At 63.4% G+C, this 20,875-nt stretch carries 18 protein-coding genes; 5 read left to right on the top strand and 13 right to left on the bottom strand.

The window, feature by feature from the left end:
• Window positions 1-21 precede the first annotated feature (21 nt).
• The gene (locus EJ075_RS07865) at window positions 22-510 is read left to right on the top strand and encodes a RidA family protein (protein WP_126103948.1); all 489 of its coding nucleotides are present in this window, start codon (window positions 22-24) and stop codon (window positions 508-510) included.
• A 64-nt stretch (window positions 511-574) separates the two neighbouring features.
• On the opposite strand, the gene EJ075_RS07860 is transcribed toward EJ075_RS07865, so the two are convergent.
• From EJ075_RS07860 to EJ075_RS07850, 3 genes are read right to left on the bottom strand one after another with little or no spacing between them, the layout of a single operon-like run.
• Window positions 575-2,047 carry a S8 family serine peptidase gene (locus EJ075_RS07860; RefSeq protein WP_126103947.1) on the bottom strand — a complete coding sequence of 491 codons (1,473 nt, stop codon included), beginning with the start codon at window positions 2,045-2,047 and terminating at the stop codon, window positions 575-577.
• Window positions 2,037-2,705 carry an anti-sigma factor gene (locus EJ075_RS07855; protein ID WP_126103946.1) on the bottom strand — a complete coding sequence of 223 codons (669 nt, stop codon included), beginning with the start codon at window positions 2,703-2,705 and terminating at the stop codon, window positions 2,037-2,039. Before EJ075_RS07855 ends, EJ075_RS07860 begins: the two co-directional genes overlap by 11 nt.
• Window positions 2,702-3,268, bottom strand: coding sequence for a sigma-70 family RNA polymerase sigma factor (locus tag EJ075_RS07850; protein WP_126103945.1), 567 nt, complete (start codon window positions 3,266-3,268; stop codon window positions 2,702-2,704). Before EJ075_RS07850 ends, EJ075_RS07855 begins: the two co-directional genes overlap by 4 nt.
• 373 nt (window positions 3,269-3,641) lie before the next feature.
• On the opposite strand from EJ075_RS07850, the gene EJ075_RS07845 reads away from it, so the two are divergent.
• Window positions 3,642-4,772: an NAD(P)-dependent alcohol dehydrogenase gene (locus EJ075_RS07845; RefSeq protein WP_348627365.1), complete on the top strand. Its 1,131-nt coding sequence runs from the start codon at window positions 3,642-3,644 to the stop codon at window positions 4,770-4,772.
• An 86-nt stretch (window positions 4,773-4,858) separates the two neighbouring features.
• Here EJ075_RS07845 and EJ075_RS07840 read toward each other — a convergent pair whose 3' ends face one another.
• The 10 genes from EJ075_RS07840 to puuE all read right to left on the bottom strand — a co-directional run bounded on the left by EJ075_RS07840 (window position 4,859) and on the right by puuE (window position 16,403).
• Complete coding sequence (locus EJ075_RS07840; RefSeq protein WP_126103944.1) at window positions 4,859-5,698, bottom strand: alkaline phosphatase family protein; 840 nt, start codon at window positions 5,696-5,698, stop codon at window positions 4,859-4,861.
• A 7-nt stretch (window positions 5,699-5,705) separates the two neighbouring features.
• Window positions 5,706-7,358 carry an ABC transporter ATP-binding protein gene (locus tag EJ075_RS07835; RefSeq protein WP_095484406.1) on the bottom strand — a complete coding sequence of 551 codons (1,653 nt, stop codon included), beginning with the start codon at window positions 7,356-7,358 and terminating at the stop codon, window positions 5,706-5,708.
• The gene (locus tag EJ075_RS07830) at window positions 7,358-8,182 is read right to left on the bottom strand and encodes an ABC transporter permease (RefSeq protein ID WP_095484405.1); all 825 of its coding nucleotides are present in this window, start codon (window positions 8,180-8,182) and stop codon (window positions 7,358-7,360) included. The genes EJ075_RS07835 and EJ075_RS07830 overlap by 1 nt, the downstream gene beginning before the upstream one ends.
• 10 nt (window positions 8,183-8,192) lie before the next feature.
• Complete coding sequence (locus EJ075_RS07825) at window positions 8,193-9,152, bottom strand: ABC transporter permease (protein ID WP_095484404.1); 960 nt, start codon at window positions 9,150-9,152, stop codon at window positions 8,193-8,195.
• Window positions 9,153-9,168: 16 nt separating this feature from the next.
• The gene (locus EJ075_RS07820) at window positions 9,169-10,758 is read right to left on the bottom strand and encodes an ABC transporter substrate-binding protein (RefSeq protein WP_095484403.1); all 1,590 of its coding nucleotides are present in this window, start codon (window positions 10,756-10,758) and stop codon (window positions 9,169-9,171) included.
• A 156-nt stretch (window positions 10,759-10,914) separates the two neighbouring features.
• On the bottom strand, window positions 10,915-12,900 hold the full coding sequence (locus tag EJ075_RS07815; protein WP_126103943.1) for a CocE/NonD family hydrolase: 1,986 nt from the start codon (window positions 12,898-12,900) through the stop codon (window positions 10,915-10,917).
• Between the two features lie 83 nt (window positions 12,901-12,983).
• The gene (locus EJ075_RS07810; protein ID WP_126107271.1) at window positions 12,984-13,577 is read right to left on the bottom strand and encodes a nucleoside deaminase; all 594 of its coding nucleotides are present in this window, start codon (window positions 13,575-13,577) and stop codon (window positions 12,984-12,986) included.
• A complete protein-coding gene (locus EJ075_RS07805) occupies window positions 13,577-14,080 on the bottom strand; it encodes an ureidoglycolate lyase (RefSeq protein WP_126103942.1) in 504 nt (167 codons plus the stop codon). Before EJ075_RS07805 ends, EJ075_RS07810 begins: the two co-directional genes overlap by 1 nt.
• Window positions 14,077-14,940, bottom strand: a complete 864-nt coding sequence (locus EJ075_RS07800; protein WP_126103941.1) for a bifunctional allantoicase/(S)-ureidoglycine aminohydrolase — start codon at window positions 14,938-14,940, stop codon at window positions 14,077-14,079. The genes EJ075_RS07805 and EJ075_RS07800 overlap by 4 nt, the downstream gene beginning before the upstream one ends.
• 32 nt (window positions 14,941-14,972) lie before the next feature.
• Window positions 14,973-16,403 (bottom strand): allantoinase PuuE, encoded by a 1,431-nt coding sequence (puuE, locus tag EJ075_RS07795; protein ID WP_126103940.1) that lies wholly within the window; start codon window positions 16,401-16,403, stop codon window positions 14,973-14,975.
• A gap of 193 nt (window positions 16,404-16,596) precedes the next feature.
• Between puuE and uraH the strand changes: the two genes are divergently transcribed.
• The 3 genes from uraH to xdhB are packed head-to-tail and all read left to right on the top strand — an operon-like array spanning window position 16,597 to window position 20,804.
• A complete protein-coding gene (gene uraH, locus EJ075_RS07790; protein ID WP_095485053.1) occupies window positions 16,597-16,971 on the top strand; it encodes a hydroxyisourate hydrolase in 375 nt (124 codons plus the stop codon).
• 3 nt (window positions 16,972-16,974) lie between these two features.
• A complete protein-coding gene (xdhA, locus tag EJ075_RS07785) occupies window positions 16,975-18,456 on the top strand; it encodes a xanthine dehydrogenase small subunit (RefSeq protein WP_126103939.1) in 1,482 nt (493 codons plus the stop codon).
• Window positions 18,456-20,804 carry a xanthine dehydrogenase molybdopterin binding subunit gene (xdhB, locus tag EJ075_RS07780; protein ID WP_095484397.1) on the top strand — a complete coding sequence of 783 codons (2,349 nt, stop codon included), beginning with the start codon at window positions 18,456-18,458 and terminating at the stop codon, window positions 20,802-20,804. Before xdhA ends, xdhB begins: the two co-directional genes overlap by 1 nt.
• Window positions 20,805-20,875: the final 71 nt, after the last annotated feature.

The raw sequence follows: 20,875 nt of genomic DNA, 5'->3' as shown, positions 1-20,875 counted from the left end.
CCGCAGAGCCAAGAGAAAATCATGTCACGCGTAATCAAGCATCTGCTTATCGGAGGGCTATTCATCATGACCATGGGAATTCCCACTGCCACGACAGCGAATCAGAATGATCTCAAGCTGACCATCGTCAATCCACAAAACCTCTACGACCCGTCGCCGAATGGCTATAGCGCGGCGGTGATCACGCCCCGCAATGCACAGGTGGCCTACATCTCCGGACAGGGCGGCCAAGACAGCACAGGAGCCTTGTCGCCCGACTTCGCTGTCCAGGTCGAGCAGGCCTACGCAAATTTGCGCACCGCCCTCGATGCGCTCGGTGCCAGGCCCGATCAGGTCGCCAAGCTCACGGTCTTCGTGGTCGATCACGATATGTCCAAGCTTGCGGTGTTGACCAGGAACGTCAAGGAAATGTTCGGCGAGGCGTTGCCGGCGCAGACTCTGATTCCCGTTCCCAAGCTTGCAATTGACCCCATGCTCTTCGAGGTGGAAGCCGTCGTCATTCTGGAATAGTGGGGCGGCGCTGTTGGCCCGATCGTTCGAATTGAAATGGGTCGAGCCGCCGATTGTCGCGGACCTATTCCTTGGCCGCTTCGGCCGCCTTGGTGTCCAACAGGCCGTAGCCGAAATCATTGTCTCGTCCCTTGGGGCCGAGATCCTTGGCGGTGGCGGCCAATGCCTTCTCGACCCAGTCGGCGGAACGGTCGGGCGCGGCATGTAACAGATTGGCGACCGCGCCGGTCACGATCGCTGCGGCAAACGAGGTGCCGGTGACCACATCCGAACCGGTGCCGCTCGGCGCCACCATCTCGACGCCGGGAGCGGAGAGGAAGACATAGGCGCCGCGATTGGCCTCCTGCATCAGCCCGTCCTTCGCATCGGTGGCGGTCACCGCAATGACGCCGTCGAAGGCGGCCGGGTAGCCATAGGGTGCTTTCGGCCCGTTATTCCCCGCGGCGGCGACCAGCACGATGCCGAGCGCCCTGGCATTGCGGCAGGCGATGCCGAGCAGGTCGTTCTTCGGTCCGACGAAGCTCATATTGATGATGCGAACATCTTGGCTTGCCGCCCAGTCGAGCGCCGACAGGATGATGTCCATGGTCGACTTGCCGCCCTCGAAAGCGCGGGCATGGTAGATTTTCGCGCCCGGCGCCATGCCTTTGAGTGCGCCGACGCCGGCGATCAGGCCGTCGATCGAGGTGCCATGATCGCGCGCCTTGATCGGCACATCGGGCATGGCGTCGAACTGATCGACGATGACGCCGGAGAGTGCTGGATTGGCATCGTCGATGGCGGTGTCGATGACGGCGACGCGCACATTCTCGCCGCTGGCCGCTTTCGAATCCAGCGCGATGCGCTCGAAGGCATAATTGACGATCGTGGCTGCCTGTTGCAGCGAGTAGATATGGTTGGGCTCGCGCCGCACGGTGCGGCCGTCGGCGGCAAGCTGCGCCAGCACGACGCCGACCGGTCGGCCATCGGGAATGCCGAAGCGCACCAGCGTGGTGCCGAGCAGCAGAGACTGGCGCTGCGAGCGCACCTCGAGGCCAAATGAGGCGGCGATCTGCTGGACGGCGTCGCCGTCTACCGTCACCAGCACCTCGTCGGGCACGAAATCACCGATGACGGCGCGCGGCGGCTCGGCCGCGACGAGATCGCTGGGCGAAACGATCGGACCGCCCGTCGCGGCGGCCTGTATCGCAGGCGCACCGGCGGCCTGCGGCGGCAGTGCCCGACCGGCCGGATTGCGGCGTGGATCGGGCGTCGGCAGCGGAGCTTGGCCGCCGCCGACCGGGTTGGGAAACAGGTCAACGATCAGCGCAGGAAGAACGACCGCATTTGTCGCGGCGGAACCAGCGCCGGGCTTTTCGCCGCTGCCATCCCTTATATCGTCCTCGATACAGTCGGCCGCCGCCGTCGCCCGGTTGAGGCAGTCGATTTCCGTCTGGGTGAGGTTTGGATCATTGGTCTGCGCCAAAGCGGGCGCGGCAACGAGCGTCATCGCCGCCACAACGAGCGCCACAAACCCAATGACCGCCCTAGCCGCCATCAACCGGTTTCCTTCCCTCGACCACAGCCTCGGCGAACGGCTGGGCGGCAATAAGGCCGAGCACTTTTTCATAGTCGGCGGCCGTCGTGGCGGGGATGCCAAGGCGGAAGACACCGTCGGCGGTCGGCCCGCCGGCAATCTTCAGCTGGTGTTCGCCAAGAAAAGCGACAATGTCGGCCATCTTCGCATCCGGCTTGAACTTCACCAGCGCGAACGGCATTTTCGCCAGATCGCCTTGTTGGCCGGCAATTTCGAAATCGCCGTCCTTGCCACCTGGCTGAACAACCGATTGCACCATGACGAGGGCAAGCAGTGCTGCCGCCGCAGCCCAGGCGATGCCGGCCGGCACCGCCATGAAGCGGCCCCACACCTGCGCCAGCCAGGACGATGTCGCCGGCGCGCGCACGGGGCCGGCTTCGGCGTCGAGCGCCCGGGCGAAGCGGCCGAGCGCATCGGCCGGCGGGCGGATCGCCTCATTGGATGCAGCAGTGCTGGAGAATTCGGCTTCGGCCTCGCCGAGTGCAGCAAGTGCTGCCGGATCGGAAGCCAGCCATTCCTCGACGGCTTCGAGTTCCGAGCCTTCCAGCGAGCCGTTCAGATAGAACGGCAGCAGCGTTTCCATTTCATCGCGGCGGGACATCTTTTCAGCGGCGCTCATGGCCACCCCCTGTCGTAACCGGCGGCCTTGAGCGCCTCGCCGAGTTTCTTGCGGGCGTAGAACATCCGGGTCTTGACGGTAGCAACCGGGATGCCGAGCACCTCCCCGATCTCGGTCACCGACTGTCCGTGGTAATAGGCAAGGTCAATCACCGTGCGGTGCTCTTCCGGCAAGGCATCGACGAAGCGCCGCAAAGCGGCGCCCTTGTCTTCCTTCATGGTGACGACTTCCGGCGTGTCGGCGCTGTCTGGGACCTGGGCCGCGTCATCGTCGTCGATCCAGTCTTCCTTCTTCTTGCGCAGCGACGACAGCGCCTTGAAGCGGGCGATGCCGAGCAGCCATGTCGAGACTTCCGAGCGCCCCTCGAAGCCGGGCGCCTGGCGCCACAGTTCGAGAAACACCTCGTTGGCGATATCGTCGGCCATCATTTCCGATCCCGTCTGGCGCACCACGAAGCGGTAGACCCGCGCGTGGTGGCGCATGAACAGGAGCCGCACGGCGGCACGGTCGCCCTTCGCGACCCGGCCGACAAGCGCGCGGTCGGTTTCCGTCGCTGCCGTCATGGCCGGTCGAGCCGCCTGGCTCCTGTCTGCTCTGTCGCCGATCGGCCCAAAAAGGTTCACCGCTTTCCGCCCGGATTTTTGCGGAGGCTAACCGAAGAGCGGAAAGGTTGCCAGAGTATACCGTTGCCCCCCGTTTTTAGGGGTCAGTCTCAGTCAGGGGCACCAAGCAAAAGGCAGCCGTCAGGCTCGCCATGATGGCGGCCACAAGGCGGCTCATCCCAGTCGGCAAGGTGCAGTCGTTCAGCCTCGGGCGGAGCGTCATTGGACGCCGCCGCCGCGCAGGGGATTCCCGACAGGTTTGTAACTCACCGGTCCGCTGCCGGGCGACTAAGGTCCCGATCGCAAACCGCAACCCTCTGAAGAAGTGAAAGTCATGACCAACAACAGCTTTTCGGCCGCGACTCGTGGATCAGTCGCCGATGGCGGTGTTCGACGCGGTCAATCGTCCATGCGACTGGTGAGGCGCATGAAACCCTTGCGCGATCGGAAGGACCTTTCCATGAGACTGATTAGGCTGAAAGCGCCGGGAGGCTTGGAAAATCTCAAGCTGGTCGAGGAAGATTGTCCGAAACCGGGGCCGGGTGAGTTGCTTGTCAGGATACGAGCGTGTTCGTTGAATTTCCACGACAGCATGGTGGCGCTGGGAAAGAAACCGTGCGCCGATGGCCGAATCCCGCTGTCCGATGGCGCTGGAGAAGTGGTTGCGGTCTCAGACGATGTCCAAGAATTCAAGGCCGGAGATGCCGTCGTCAGCACTTATTGGCCCCATTGGCTGGCCGGCGAACCGACGCCAGCCAATAAGAGGGGCGAATTGGGAGATGATGTTGACGGCTATGCCCGCGAGTATGTGTGCATGCCGTGGCATGCCTTCACAAGGGCACCGGCAGACTTCACGCATATGGAGGCGGCAACGCTTACCTGTGCCGGCGTTACCGCCTGGAAAGCCCTGATGGTGTGCGGCCAGGTGAAGCCCGGTGATACGGTGCTGGTCCTTGGCACGGGAAGTGTATCGCTGTTCGCGCTGCAATTCGCAAAAATTGCGGGCGCTCGCGTTATTGCCACCTCTTCATCGGAGGAGAAGCTGGAAAAGCTGAAGCGGTTTGGAGCCGACATTGTCGTCAATTACAAGGCAGTGCCGGATTGGGGCCAGAAGGTAAGGATTTTGACGGACGGACGCGGCGTCGATCACGTGATCGAGGTTGGCGGGCCGGGCACGTTGGCGCAGTCGATAACAGCTTGCAGGATGGGCGGCCACATCGCCCTGATCGGCGTCCTGACTGGCTTTGCCGGACAAGTTTCGATCCCGGCCCTGTTTTCCAATCAGATTAGGATCAGCGGAATTTCTATTGGCAGCAGGGCAGACCAGGAAGACATGATTCGTGCCATCGAGGCCAACCGTTTGAAGCCAGCTATCGACCGCGGTTTTCCGCTGCAGGAGATCGCCAATGCCTTCAAGTACTACGAATCCCAAAAGCACTTTGGCAAGGTTTGTCTCGAACTTTGATACGACATATGCGTCGCTGCTCTATCGTATCTGGCTGCGTTCGGCGCCATATGTCGGCGCCTGCAGGAGAGAGGGCCAGCATTCGTTCAGTCGAGGAACGGCCTGGCCTTCATCGTCGCAGGCACCGGCACGCCGAGGCGGGCAAGCACGGTCGGCGCAAGCTGCAACTGGTCTAACAGCGTGCCGGCCTCCGGCCCCTCGCCCTGTCCGAAATAATACAGAGCAAAATCCTGCATCTCGTCGTCATGGCCGCCATGATGGCCGCGATCGGTCTGGCCGTGATCGGCTGTGACGATGACCTCGTAGCCGGCTTCCCGCCAGCGCGGCAGGAAGGCTGCGAGCATGCCGTCCATCGCATAGACGGCGTGATCCATCTCATGGCAGTCATGGCCGAAGCGGTGGCCCATCGAGTCCAGCGTGCAGGTGTGCAGGATGCCGTAGTCGATGCGGTGGCGCCTGGTCAGCATGGTCAGCGTCGCGAACAGGTCGACGTCGCTCGGCGTCATCTGGTTGCGGGCGTTGTAGCCGGTCATGGTGTGGAACCGGCCATGCGTGATCGGCCCGCCGGGCTCGTCGAACTCCATGTCCTCGACCAGATCGAACGGATAGGCCCGGAAGAATTCGGACCAGTAGGAATGAGTGACCGCGCCGGTCTTGCCGCCGGCCTTGCTGACCTCCGAAAATATATCCGGTTGCTTGACGCGGAACCGGCTCTCGTTGGTCAGGATGCCATGCACTTGCGGTGCCACGCCGGTATGGATCGACGCATAGCAGCAGGCTGAGGTCGACGGCAGAACGGAGCGCATCTTCCAGACACGCGCTTCGCCCGATTGCACCCAGCCTTCGAGATTGCCCATCAGCCGGCGCCAATTGCGGTAAGGCACGCCGTCGAGGATGATGAGCAGAAGTTTTGTATTCAACGCCACCGGGTGTCTAATTCCCGGCGCTTGCCATGCGCCGTCCCTTGATCGCCTTCTCCAGCCAGCCGATCTCCATTTCGGGCACCGAGGACAAGAGAAGGTCTGTATAGTCGTCGAAGGGCGGCGCCAGCACCTGGCTCTTCGCGCCGTAGCGCACCACCTCGCCGCGATACATCACCGCGATCGAATCGGCGATCGACTTCACCGTGGCGAGGTCGTGGGTGATGAACAGATAGGCGACGTTTTCCTCTTTCTGCAGCTCGAGCAGCAGCTTCAGGATGCCGTGGGCCACCAGTGGGTCGAGCGCCGAGGTGACCTCGTCGCAGATGATCAGCTTCGGCTTGGCGGCAAGCGAGCGGGCAATGCAGACGCGCTGCTTTTGGCCACCGGAAAGCTCGGCCGGGTAGCGGTCGACGAAGCCCTTGCCCATCTCGATCTTGTCGAGCAGCTCGGCGACGCGGGCGTCACGTTGCCTTCCACGCAGACCGAAATAGAATTCGAGCGGCCGGCCGATGATGGTTCCGACGGTCTGGCGCGGATTCATCGCCACGTCGGCCATCTGGTAGATCATCTGCAATTGGCGCAGATCCTCCTTCGGCCGGTCGGCAAGCCGGTTGGCGAGTGGACGTCCGTCGAAGGTGACGGTGCCTTGTTCGGGCGGCAACAGGCCGGTGACGGCGCGCGCCAGCGTCGACTTGCCCGAGCCGGACTCGCCGACCACCGCCAGCGTCTGGCCTGGATAGATGTCGACCGAGACGTTCTTCAGCACCTTGATGTGACTGCGGCCATAGGCGGCGGTGATGTTCTTGACAGACAGGAACGGCGTCGTGCCGGGCTTCTGTTCCTGGTGCTCGATCTCATGCACCGAGACCAGCGCATTGGTGTATTCCTGGCGCGGTTCCTTGATGATCTGACGGGTGCCGCCCCATTCGACCAGCCGGCCGTGGCGCAGCACCATGATCTCGTCCGAGACCTGGGCGACGACGGCAAGGTCGTGGGTGATGTAGAGCGCCGCGACATGGGTGTCGCGGATGGCGTCCTTGATCGCCGCCAGCACGTCGATCTGCGTCGTCACGTCGAGCGCCGTGGTCGGCTCGTCGAAGACGATCAGGTCGGGCTCGGAACAGAGCGCCATCGCCGTCATCACGCGCTGCAGCTGGCCGCCCGACACCTGGTGCGGAAACCGCTCGCCTATGCTTTCGGGGTTCGGCAGGCTGAGCTTCTTGAACAGTGCGACGGCGCGCTTCTCGGCCGCGGCCCGTGTCGCCGTGCCGTGCAGCAGCGTCGCCTCGACCACCTGGTCCATCAGCCTGTGCGCCGGGTTGAAGGCCGCCGCGGCCGATTGCGCGACATAGCAGACCTCGCGGCCGCGCAGCTTGCGAAAGCCCTCCTTGCCGCCCTTCAGGATGTCGCGGCCGTTCAGGATGACCTCGCCGCCGGTGATGCGGACGCCGCCGCGGCCATAGCCCATCGAGGACAGGCCGATGGTCGACTTGCCGGCGCCGGACTCGCCGATCAGGCCGAGCACCTTGCCCTTCTCGAGCGTCAGTGAGACGTCGTGGACAAGCACGATGTTCTTGGGCGGCTCGCCTGGCGGGAACACCGTGGCCTCGATGCGCAGATTGCGGATATCGAGCAGCACGGACTTTGCTCGCTGGTCAGCCATCACCCGCGCCCTCCCTTCAGGCTTGTCGTGCGGTTGAGCACCCAGTCGGCGACCAGATTGACTGAAATCGCCAGCATGGCGATCGCCGCCGCAGGGATGAGCGCCGCCGCGATGCCGAAGACGATGCCATCCTTGTTTTCCTTGACCATGCCGCCCCAGTCGGCGCTAGGCGGCTGCACGCCGAGCCCGAGGAAGGACAGCGTCGACAGGAACAGCACGGCATAGATGAAGCGCAGGCCAAGTTCCGAAACCAGCGGCGACAACGCGTTGGGCAGGATTTCGCGGAAAATGATCCACATGCTGCCTTCGCCGCGCAGCTTGGCCGCCTCGACGAAATCCATGACGTTGATGTCGACGGCGACTGCCCGCGACAGGCGGTAAACGCGGGTCGAGTCGAGGATGCCCATGACCAGGATCAGCGTCACCAGATTGGTTGGCAGCACGGACAGCACGACGAGGCCCATGATCAGCGTCGGAATTGACATCAGGAGATCGACAAGGCGCGACATAAGCGTGTCGAACCAGCCGCCGAAAACCGCCGCCGAGAAGCCGAGGATGGCGCCGAGCGAGAAGGACAGGGCGGTGGCCAGCACCGCGATGAACAGCGTGACGCGGGCGCCGTAGATCATGCGCGAAAGGAGGTCGCGGCCGAGATTGTCGGTGCCCAGCCAATGTGTCGCCGACATCGGTGCCCAGACGTCGCCGACGATCTCGCCATTGCCGTACGGCGCGATCCACGGCGCGAAGATCGCCGCCAGCACGAACAATGCCGTCAGCACCAGGCCGATCAGCGCAGGGATGGGGATGCGTTTTATGTCGAGCATGCCCTCTCCCCTATTTCGGGTGTCTGAGACGCGGATTGGCGACGATCGCCGCTATGTCCGCAACGATGTTCAGGCTGATATAAACGGCGGCGAAGATCAGGCCGACCGCCTGCACCACCGGCACGTCACGCTTGGTGACGTGGTCGACGAGATATTGGCCCATGCCCGGATAGACGAAGATCACTTCGACGACGACGACGCCGACGATCAGGTAGGCGAGGTTGAGCATGACGACGTTGATGATCGGCGCAATCGCATTGGGGAAGGCATGCCTGCGAATGACGGCGAATGCCGAAAGCCCCTTGAGCTCGGCGGTTTCCACATACGCCGACTGCATGACGTTGAGGATCGCGGCGCGCGTCATGCGCATCATGTGGGCGAGCACCACCAGCGTCAGTGCCGCCGCCGGCAGCATGATCGCCTGCATGCGCTCGCCGAACGGCATTCCGTCATAGACCGTCGAGATGCCGGGGAAGATCTGGTATTTCACGGCAAAGAAATAGACGAGCACGTAACCGATGAAGAATTCGGGAAACGACGTCGAAGCAAGCGCCAGTCCGGAGATCAGCTTGTCGACCCAGCCATTGCGGTAACGCACTGCGATCAGGCCGAGGATGATCGCCAGCGGCACGGCCACGACCGCCGCCCAGAAGGCGAGGAACAGCGTGTTCCACAACCGCCCCTTGATCGACGTCGCAATATCCTGCCCGCTTGACATGGCAGTGCCGAGATCGCCGGTCACGACGCCGCCGAGCCAGCGGAAATAGCGGATAAAGGCCGGATCGTTGAGGCCGAGCTGCTCGCGCAGATTGGCGAGCGACTCCGGTGTCGCCGACTGTCCGAGGATGGCTTGCGCGACGTCGCCGGGCAGGATCTGGGTGCCGGCGAAGATCAGGACCGATACGGCCAACAGCAGGAGAATGCCCAGCGCAATGCGCTGGGCCACCAGTTTCACGATGGGTGAGGACATATCCGCAAGGCCGGGCTCAGGCTTCGAGCCAGCACTTTGCCAGAGCGTACCCGTTCATCAGCTCCTGATGCGGATCGTCGACCCAGCCGGCGACCTTGGCGCCCGTCGCGTCGATGAACTGGTTGAACATCGGCAGGATCAGGCCACCTTCGTCGCGGACGAGCATCGCCATGTCGCGATACATCGCCTTGCGCTTGGCTTCGTCGAGCTCGGCACGCGCCGCCAGCACCATCTTGTCGAAATCGGGACGCTTGAAACGCGTGTCGTTCCAGTCGGCCGTCGACAGGTAAGCAGTCGAATACATCTGGTCTTGCGTCGAGCGTCCGCCCCAGTAGGAGGCGCAGAAGGGCTGCTTGTTCCATACTTCCGACCAGTAGCCGTCGCCCGGCTCGCGCTTGATCTCCAGCGTGATGCCGGCCTTGGCCGCGCTCTGCTGGAACAGTTGCGAGGCGTCGACTGCGCCTGGGAAGGCGACGTCCGATGTCCTGAGCAGGACGGCGCCGTCATGGCCCGACTTCTTGTAGTGGAACTTTGCCTTGTCGGGATCGTATTTGCGCTGCTCGATGTCCTCGGAAAACAGCGGATAGGCCGAGTTGATCGGAAAGTCGTTGCCGAGCGAGCCATAGCCTCTGAGGATCTTGTCGAGCATCTCCTCGCGGTCGATCGCCAGCTTCAGCGCCATGCGCAAATCGTTGTTGTCGAACGGCGCCGTGTTGCAATGCATGATGAAGACGTAGTGGCCAGGACCCGCATGGTTGCGGATGGTAACGCCGGGCAGCCGCTTGATCAGGTCGACGATCTTCGGCTCGACACGGTTGATCATGTTGACCTGGCCGCCCTGCAAGGCAGAAGTGCGCGCCGTGGCGTCGTTGATGACGATGATCTCGATCTGGTCGGCATGGCCCATCTTGTCGGCCTGCCAGTAATTGGCGAACCGCTCGCCGCCATGGCGCACGCCGGGTTCGTTGGTGGTGATCTTGTAGGGTCCGGCCGAGATGCCGGCGTCGGCCTTGTCCTTGCCGCCATTGGGCTGGATGATCAAATGGTAATCGCTAAGCAGATAGGGCAGGTCGGCATTGGCTTCCTTCAGCGTCAGCACGACTTCCTTGCCGCTGGCCTTGATGCTCTCGATGCCTTTCATGTAGCCGAGCGCGCCCGACTTCGACTTCTCGTCCGAATGGCGTTCGAGCGTGGCGGCCACGTCCTCGGCGGTCACCGTCTTGCCATTGTGGAATTCGACGCCGTCGCGGATCTTCAGCGTCCAGACCTTGGCGTCGTCCGACGAGCCGATCTCCTCGGCGATGCGGTTCTCGAGATTGCCTTCCGGGGAAAGCTCGACGATCAGTTCGCCCCACATCTTGCCGAAGGCGAACGGCACCTGGGTCATGAACAGGGCCGGATCGAGGCTGTTGGTGGACTCGCCGCCGACCAGGCCGGCCTTCAGCGTGCCGCCCTTGACCGGACCCGCGGCGCGCGCCGCACTTGAAAGCAGCGAGTTGGCGAAGGTCGCGGTGACGCCGAGCGCTGCCGCCCGGCCGAGAAAATCACGACGGCTCAGTTTGCCGGACGCGACGCGCCGGCTGAGAAATTCCAGTTCGTTCGACATGTTGAGTTCCTCACTCTGTTGGTTCGACCTTGTGGTCGTTTTTTATCATTTCTTGTGAGGAGAATAATGACCGCAAGGGAACGCCGTAAGCAAGACCGAATGCGACATGCCGTGGCGTAAATCGTACGTCGCAATTGGACCAATCCGCATAAGCGCTCAAAGCAGCGCGCGCGGGATTTTCTCTTCGAAAGAGCGCTCGAAAACCAGTTTCTCGCCTTCATAGGCTTCGATTCTGGCGCTTACCATGAAGCTTTGCGCGTCGGACCGCATTTCGGCTGATGTTTCGGTGCGCACCGACCATCCATTTCGCGACAGCGTCTGCGTCCAGTGCGTCTTGCCCGACGCCGACAGTGGATTGTCCGGATGGATCGCCCATGTCTCACTCGCGATGCTGCCATTGGCAAGGCCATGCTCCAGGTCGCGCACCTCGCCGAAATCGTCGACGATGGAAAGCGTGACGATTCCGGTCTTCTCGTCGCGGTCGACATGACGTTCGGAATTGGCGACGCGGACCGTTTCGGTCGCCCAGAGCGCGGCGGCCTCGGGCGAGGGGAACGTGACTTCATCGCGGTGCGCCAGCGGGCGCAACGGCAGCTTCAGTGTCGCCGCCGACAGGTCGAGCCGGACCGGCTCCGGCGATGGCCAGATCATCGGCCAATAGGCGTTCGAAACGGCAATACTCAGGCGGTGGCCTGATGGCACGCGATAGGCGCACTGGTCGAGCACCACACGGGCGCTGACGGTTTCGCCCGGCACCAGCGCCTCGGGGAATTCGTGCGAGTTGCGATGCGTCAGGTTGAGCACGCCATAGGAGATCAGCTCCGACGCGCCGTCGGGATGCACGTCGCACAGCCGGATCGCGATGTTCGCTTGAGGCCGGTCGGACGAAACCCTGACCAGTGCTTCCGGCGCGCCGACAATGTCGATCGCCTGTGTTAGCACCGGCTGGTCGAAACACACCGATAATGCATCGTCGGGGCGCTGGTCGCCGGGCAATTCCGGGCCGAAGGTGAAGGGAAAGTATTCGCCGCCGGCAAGGCCGCAGCTTTGCGGCGAAGCGACGATTACCGGCTTGGCGCCTTCATGGATCAGCTCGATCTCACGTGTCTCGATTTCGGGCGACGGCCACACCGATTCAGCGACCCAGCGGCCCGGCCGCTCCGGATGCCAGCGCGCGGGGCGCACGCTGTCCATCACATAGGCGCGGTAGGCCGGGTCGGCCTCGACGCCGGTGTCGATGCCCTTTAGCCAGCGGTCCCACCAGCGCAAGGCCTCCTGCAGGAAGCCGATCGCTGGTTTCGGTGCTGCGTAGTGCGGGTACTTGTGGATCCAGGGGCCGACGATGCCCTTGACCGGCGCCTCGATATTGGCGGCGAGATGGGAAATGGTGTTGCGATAGCCGTCATGCCAGCCGCCGATCGACAGCACGGCGGCTTTAATGGCGGAATAGTCCTCGCAGATCGAGCCGCGCTTCCAATAGGCGTCGCGGTGCTGGTGCCTCAGCCACAGCGGCGCCAGGAAGGGCTGGTTCTCCAGCCGGGTCAGCCACAGGTCGCGCCATCTGTTGTCGCCGGCCAGCAGCGGGTCCGGCGGTCGCGACGAATAGGACAGCATGGTCGAGGCCCAGCCGAAGTTCTCGATCAGCAGGCAGCCGCCCTTGTAGTGGATGTCGTCGGCATAGCGGTCGACGGTCGAGCAGAGACTGATCACCGCCTTCAGCGCCGGCGGCTGCTTGGCTGCTGTCTGCAGGCAGTTGAAGCCGCCCCAGGAGATGCCCATCATGCCGACTTTGCCGTTGCACCAGGGCTGGGCCGCCGCCCAGGCGATCACATCACAGGCGTCCTGCAATTCCTGCTCGGAATATTCGTCATCCATAAGCCCTTCGGAATCGCCATTGCCGCGCATGTCGACGCGGATCGAGGCGTAGCCGTGGCCGGCGAAATAGGGATGCGTCAGCTGATCGCGAAAGATCGTGCTGTCGCGCTTGCGGTAAGGCAGATGCTCAAGGATCGCCGGCACCGGATCGTCGCTGGCGTCGTCGGGCATCCACACTCGCGCCGACAGCCGGCAGCCATCCGGCATGACGATCCCCATATCCGGAAATTCGACGACCTTGCGGGGAAATTCAGTGACGGTTTTCATGCTGGGCTCCTAGGTGACTGCATGATGGAGCCCAAGCCTGCCGCGTCGTGGGCCAGCCAACGAATTCGGCTGGTCAATCCGCGTCAACTCAACGGAATGTCGTTCTCGGTCTTGCTCGCCTGGTAAGCGCTGGACAGTTCGTCATAGCGCGCCGAAATGGTGCCGATCCGCGTTTCCAGCCGCAGGCGCTCGGCCTCGGGCAGTGACCGCACCAATTTGCGGATCGAAAAGCTCTTCCAATAGGCGTTCTCGGCATTGTAGCCGCCGGGGTCGAGGGTGAAGACCTCCTTCAGGATTTTCAAATCGTGCGGAATGGCGAAGCTGTCGCGCGAATCCTCGTGGCTGAACAAATAGTAGAAATTATCGAAGCCGGTCCAGGTGATCGCCGACAGGCAGAGCGAGCAGGGTTCGTGCGTGGCGAGGAAGATGGCGTCCTTGGTGTCGACGCGCTCGGCCTTCGGCATTTCATAGAATCGCTTCAGGCAGTGCACTTCGCCATGCCAGAGCGGATTCTCCGTCTCGTTGTTGGTTTCAGCGAGCACCAGCGAGCGGTCGCCCTTTCTCATGATCGCCGCGCCGAACAGCTTATTGCCGTGGGCGACGCCTTCGGCCGTCTTCGGCACGATGTCATGCTCGATGACGTCGAGCAGGCGGTCGATCAGCGAGACGTCGGCCATCATGCGGTCCCATCGGGAAGGTGGATCTCGTAGGCGTGCGAGAAATGGCACTCTTCGAGGTTGGAGCCGTCGCCGCCGCGATCGACGACGAGAAAATCCTGGGCCTCGCCGATCGGCGTCAGCACGCCGTGCCACAGATTGCGCGGATAGTTGACGCCTTGCCCGGGCGCGGTGATGAAGGCGTGCGGCTCGCCTGGACCTTCGTCGCCATCATGGCAGACGATGACCAGGAACGGCCGTGGCGACAGCGGGATGAAGGCCTGGCTGCCGAACGGGTGACGCTCGACCATGGTGAGCTTCAGCGGAAAATCGTAGGGCGCGCCCCGCACCATGGAGATCAGCACGCGCGCATTCGGCCCCAGCGCTTGCGCCGTGGCGAGGTCGTGATAACGCTCGGCCTTGCCGCCATTGATCGGGTAGTGATTGTCGCCGCCCATATCGATGACGTCGCCGAATTCGGCGAAGCTCTCGCGGGTCAGCGGCCGGGCGACAATGCGGCTCATGGCACGCGCTTCGCGATGCCGGCACCGCCAAGCTTGGCGTGCCGATTGACGTCCTTGTAGAGAAGATAGCGGAATTTGCCGGGCCCGCCGGCATAGCAGGCCTGCGGGCAGAAGGCGCGCAGCCACATATAGTCGCCGGCCTCGACCTCGACCCAGTCCTGGTTGAGGCGATAGACCGCCTTGCCTTCCAGCACATAGAGGCCGTGCTCCATGACATGGGTTTCGGCGAAGGGGATAACCGCGCCGGGCTCGAGCGTGACGACGGTGACATGCATGTCGTGGCGCATGTCTTCAGGATCGACGAAGCGCGTCGTCGCCCATCTGCCTTCGGTGCCGGGCATGGGCGTGGGCGCGATGTCCCTTTCGTTGGCAAAAAAGGCCTGCGGCGGATCGATGTCTTCAACGGCGTCGTAGGCCTTGCGGATCCAGTGGAAGCGGACAGCAGCACCACTCTCGTTGCGAACGGTCCATCCGCTGGCCGGCGGCAGGAAAGCAAAGCCACCCGGCTGCAGGACATGTTTCTCGCCAGCCAGCAAGACGCTCAGCTCGCCCTCGACCACGAACAAGACGCCCTCGGCGCCGGCATCCGGTTCCGGCCGGTCGCTGCCGCCGCCGGGCGCGACCTCGACGATATATTGCGAGAACGTCTCGGCGAAGCCGGACAATGGGCGCGACAGCACCCAGACTCGGGTTTTGTCCCAGAACGGCAAGGCGCTGGTGACGATGTCCTGCATCACGCCTCGGGGAATGACTGCATAGGCCTCGGTGAAGACGGCCCGGCCGGTCAGCAGCTCGCTCTGGCCGGGGTGGCCGCCATGCGGCGCGTAATAGGTTCGGTCGGCCATCTTGATCGTATCCATGAGTTCAAGCCTATTGCGGGAGCCAAAGCCCATTACGGAAGTAAGTCCTTGAGGCGAAGCAGCGCGATGCGCTCGACCTGTTTGCAAGCGGTGTCGAATTCGACGCCGCGGGTGTTGCCGCTGCGCGCCTCGAACTCCGCCAGGATTTCCACCTTGGTCTTGCCTTTCACCGCGATGATGAAGGGAAAGCCAAAGGACGTGACGTAGGCGGCATTGAGTTTTGAGAACAGCTCGCGCTCCTTATCGGTCAGTGCGTCGAGCCCGGCTGAAGCCTGCTCTCTGGCCGATTCCGCCGTCAGCCGCTTGGCCTGCGCCAATTTGCCGGCAAGGTCGGGGTGGGCGTTGAGCACGGAGAGCCGCTCGGCCTCGCTGGCGCCGCGAAAGACACGACACAGTGCATTATGGAGGCCGCCGGCGCTGTCATGCGCCGGGCCGAGCTCCAACTCGTAGGCGCGTTCGGCGATCCACGGCGAATGCTCGAACATCCCACCGAATGCCTGGACGAAGGCCTCGAACTCCATTTTCGACGGGCGCAGCGCCGGCCGCCGGAACGGATGGGTCTCCTGCCAGTGCCTGGCGATGTCGATGCGCCGCGCCAGCCATACCTTGTCGTGCGATTTGACGTAGTCGACAAAGCGCTTGAGCGCCGCGACCCGGCCCGGCCGGCCGACGAGACGGCAGTGCAGGCCGATATTCATCATGCGCGGCCGCCCTAGCTTCCCCTCGGCATAGAGCGTGTCGAAACTCTCCCTGAGATAGGCGAAGAACTGGTCGCCCGAGTTGAAGCCTTGCGGCGTCGCGAAGCGCATGTCGTTGGCGTCGAGCGTGTAGGGGATGATGAGTTGCGGCTTTGTCGACCCGTCCGGCCCATCATGCTCGAACCAGTAAGGCAGTTCGTCGTCATAGGTGTCCGACACATAGTCGAAGCCGCCTTCTTCCGCCGCCAGCCGCACAGTGTTGATCGACGTGCGGCCGGTGTACCAGCCGGTCGGCCGTGCCCCGGTCACCTCGTAGTGTAGCTGGATCGCCGCTTCCATGTCGCGGCGCTCGTCTTCCGGCGCATGGTCGCGATAGTCGATCCATTTCAGCCCGTGCGAGGCGATCTCCCAGCCGGCCTCCTGCATCGCCGCGACCTGGTCGGGCGAACGCGCCAGCGCTGTGGCGACGCCGTAGCAGGTGACCGGCACCTCAGCCTCGGTGAACAGGCGCAGCAATCGCCAGAAGCCGGCGCGCGCGCCATATTCGTAGATCGATTCCATATTCCAATGGCGCTGGCCAAGCCAGGGCGCGGCGCCGACGATCTCGGAGAGGAAAGCTTCCGAAGCCTTGTCGCCATGCAGGACGCAGTTCTCGCCACCTTCCTCGTAATTGACGACGAACTGCACCGCCACATGCGCCCCGCCAGGCCATTTCGGATCCGGCGGATTGGCGCCGTAGCCACGCATGTCTCGTTCGTAACGCATTGTCGCTCCTGCCGGATGGTGTGATCAGGATAGTCGAAAGGGCCGCTTGCGCATTCCCCCGAAATTTTTGAAAGTGTTTTTGCAGCACTCCGCTCGACCGGAACTTATGCATCGCCTTTAATTGGCGCACAATTCGTCAAACATGTTCGACGGTACCGGGCATGTTCGACTGTACCGGGAATGGGAGCAGCCAGTGGCGGAAACGTCGAAAGCCGAAGGCGGACGTCTGACGACCCATGTCCTCGACACCGCGACCGGCAGGCCGGCGGCAGGCCTGTCGATCGAGCTTTACAGCATCAACGGCGACATGCGGACGCATCTGAAGACGGCGGTCACCAATGCCGACGGCCGCTGTGACGCGCCGCTGCTTGCCAACGCGGAATTCCGCACCGGCGAATACGAGCTGGTCTTCGCGGCCGGCGACTATCTGCGCCGGCAGGGATTGAGGCTGCCGGATCCGGCCTTCCTCGACAGCGTGCCGATCCGCTTCGGCATGGCCGAGCCGGTGCACTATCATGTGCCACTGCTCATATCGCCTTACGGCTATTCGACCTATCGCGGGAGCTGATACATGGCCGGGCTCAAGACACGCAATGAGATACGCTTCATCCTCAATGGCGAGCACGTTGCGCTGACCAAGGTTGCGCCCGACGAGACCTTGCTCGACTGGCTACGGCTCGAGCGCTCGCTGCGCGGCACCAAGGAAGGCTGCGCCGAAGGCGATTGCGGTGCCTGCACCGTGCTGGTCGGAAGGCTCTCAGCCGGCCGGCTGGTCTATGAAAGCGTCAATGCCTGCATCCGCTTCCTCGGCTCGCTCGATGGCACTCATATCGTGACCGTCGAGCATCTGCGCGGTGACGGCGATAGGCTGCATCCCGTGCAGCAGGCGATGGTCGATTTCCACGGCTCGCAATGCGGCTTCTGCACGCCGGGCTTCGTCATGTCGCTTTACGCCCTGTGGATGCGGTCGCCGGAGCCGTCGGATGCGGCCATCGAAAAGGCACTGCAGGGCAATCTCTGCCGTTGCACCGGCTACGAGGCGATCGTTCGCGCCGCACGTGCCATCTCCAGCTACGGCAAGGCGGCAAAGGACCCGCTGGCAGCAGAGCGCAAGGCGATCGCCGAGAAGCTTGCGGCCATAAAAGACGGTGCGCGCATCGAGATCGGCGCCGGTAAGCAGCGGCTGGTCGTGCCGGCCAATGCCGACGATCTCGCTGCCGTGCTCGACAAGGAGCCGGGCGCCACCATCGTTGCCGGTTCGACCGATGTCGGCCTTTGGGTAACCAAGCATATGCGCGATATTGCGCCGGCGATTTTCATCGGCAATCTCGACGGTCTGTGCGGGATCTCCGAGGACAAGGGCGTCATCTCGATCGGCGCCGGCGTCACCTATACCGAGGCTTTCTCGACGCTGGCGAAACGCGTCCCGGCGCTCGGCCCGCTGTTCGATCGCATCGGCGGCGACCAGGTGCGCAATATGGGCACGATCGGCGGCAACATCGCCAACGGCTCGCCGATCGGCGACACGCCGCCGCCGCTGATCGCACTTGGTGCGCGGCTGACGCTGCGCCGCGGCAACAAGCGGCGGACCATCCCGCTCGAAGATTTTTTTATCGCCTATGGCAAGCAGGACCGGCAGCTGGGCGAATTCGTCGAGGCCGTGCATGTCCCGGTGCCAGGCAGAGACACCAAATTCGCCGTCTACAAGATCACCAAGCGCCGTGACGAGGACATCACCGCAGCACTTGGCGCGTTCCTGCTGACGCTGGCCAGGGATGGCACGGTGGCGGAGGTGCGTATCGCTTATGGCGGCATGGCGGCAACGCCCAAACGGGCTTTCGGCGTGGAAAAGGCGTTGCTCGGCAAGCCTTGGACCGAGGCGACAGTCGAGGCGGCGATGGCCGAATACGCCAGGGATTTCACCCCGCTGACCGACATGCGAGCGAGCGCCGAATACCGGGCGTTGGCGGCACGGAACCTGCTGTTGCGCTTCTTTGCCGAGACCAGCGGCACCAAGGCGCCGATCCAGGTTTCAAGATACGAGACGGCGTGATGACCAAACATGCCCCAAACCTCAAGGCGCAAAAAATCTCCGGTGGCGTTGCCACCGACCAGCGCCATGATTCCGCGCACAAGCATGTCCGCGGCACGGCCGTCTATATCGACGACATGCCGGAATCAGCCGGCACGCTGCATGGCTGCCTTGGGCTTTCGACGGCCACGCACGCCACCATCACCAGCATGGACCTGTCGGCGGTGCGCGCAGCCCCCGGCGTCGTCGATGTGCTGACGGCGAGCGACGTGCCGGGTGAAAACGACATTTCGCCGACCGGCCGTCACGACGAGCCGGTGCTGGCCGACGGCAAGGTGCAGTTCTTCGGCCAGCCGATCTTCTGCGTCATCGCCGAAACGCGCGAGCAGGCGCGCCGCGCCACAAGGCTGGCCAAGGTCGAATACAAGGAATTGTCCTTCGTCACCGACATCGGTGCACTTGATCCCCGCAAGGACAAGCTGGTCACGCCGCCGCTGACCTTGAAGCGTGGCGATGCCGCCGCCTCGATAAAAGCGGCGCCGCGCCGGCTGAAGGGAAAAATGCGCATCGGCGGGCAGGATCATTTTTATCTCGAAGGCCAGATCGCCATGGCCATTCCCGGCGAGGACCAGGACGTCACGATTTATTCCTCGACCCAGCATCCCAGCGAAATCCAGCACATGGTCAGCCATGCGCTCGGCGTGCCGAGCCATGCCGTCACGGTCGAGATCCGCCGCATGGGCGGCGGCTTCGGCGGCAAGGAAACGCAAGGCAACCAGTTTGCCGTATTGGCCGCTATCGCCGCGAAGAAACACCATCGTGCCGTCAAAATCCGGCCCGACCGCGACGACGACATGATCGCCACCGGCAAGCGCCACGACTTTCTGGTCGACTACGAGGTTGGCTTTGACGACGAGGGCAATATCCTCGGTGTCGATTTCATGTTCGCGGCGCGCTGTGGCTTTTCGGCGGACCTGTCCGGCCCGGTGACCGACCGCGCGCTGTTCCATTGCGACAACACTTATTTCTGGCCGGCGGTGCACGCGCAATCGGCGCCGCTCTACACCAACACCGTGTCGAACACCGCCTTCCGAGGCTTCGGCGGGCCGCAAGGCATGGTCGGCGCCGAGCGTGTCATCGAAGAGGTCGCCTTTGCCGTCGGCAAGGACCCGCTGGAGATTCGCAAGAAGAACTTTTATGGCACCAGCGACCGCAACGTCACGCCGTACCACCAGACGGTCGAGGACAACATCATCCACCGCATCGTCGCCGAGCTGGAGTCGAGTTGCGACTATGCGAGGCGCCGCCGCACGGTTCGTGCCTTCAACGCCAACAGTCGCTTCATCAAGCGTGGATTGGCGCTGACGCCGGTCAAGTTCGGCATCTCGTTCACCGCAACGCACTACAACCAGGCCGGCGCGCTGGTGCATGTCTACACCGATGGGTCGGTGCATCTGAACCACGGCGGCACCGAAATGGGGCAGGGCCTCTACGTCAAGGTGGCGCAGGTGGTCGCGGAAGAATTCCAGATCGACCTCGACCAGGTCAAGATCACCGCAACGACGACCGGCAAGGTCCCGAACACCTCGGCGACCGCCGCATCGTCCGGCTCCGATCTCAACGGCATGGCGGCGCAGAACGCAGCCCGGCAGATCAAGGAGCGGCTGACCAATTTCGCCGCCGAAAAATATCAGGTGCCGCGCGACCAGGTGCTGTTCCTGCCCAACCGGGTGCGCATCGGCAATCAGGAGATCGCCTTCGCCGACCTCGTCAGGCAGGCCTACATGGCCCGCATCCAGCTTTCTGCGGCGGGCTTCTACAAGACGCCGAAAATCCACTGGGATCGTGACAAGGGCGAGGGCCGTCCCTTCTACTATTTCGCCTATGGCGCCTCGTGCTCGGAAGTCTCGGTCGACACGCTGACCGGCGAATACATGGTTGAGCGCACCGACATACTGCACGAGACCGGCCGCTCGCTGAACCGCGCCATCGACCTCGGCCAGGTCGAGGGCGGCTTCATCCAGGGCATGGGCTGGCTGACGACGGAGGAACTGTGGTGGGACGATAAAGGCCGGCTGCGCACCCACGCACCGTCGACCTACAAAATCCCCTTGGCCTCGGACCGGCCGAAGATATTCAACGTGACTTTGGCCGATTGGCCGGAAGCGAGCGAGCCGACGGTCCACCGCTCCAAGGCGGTCGGCGAGCCGCCGCTCCCGCTCGGCATATCGGTGCTGCATGCGCTGTCGGATGCGGTGGCGAGCGTTGCCGACCACCGGATCTGTCCGCGCCTCGACCCACCGGCGACACCGGAGCGGGTGCTGATGGCGATCGAACGGCTGAAGGGTGAGGCCAAGGCCGGCACGTGAACCCTGCCTCGGAATCCCAGAAAGCGTGCAATTCAGGCCGAAAACTCTATATTTCCCGATAGGGAATGCGA

It is taken from the genome of Mesorhizobium sp. M6A.T.Cr.TU.016.01.1.1 (assembly GCF_003952585.1).
GTDB lineage: Bacteria > Pseudomonadota > Alphaproteobacteria > Rhizobiales > Rhizobiaceae > Mesorhizobium > Mesorhizobium mediterraneum.
The sequence above is the reverse complement of the archived record's forward strand: the minus strand, read 5'-3'. Positions and strand labels throughout refer to the sequence as shown.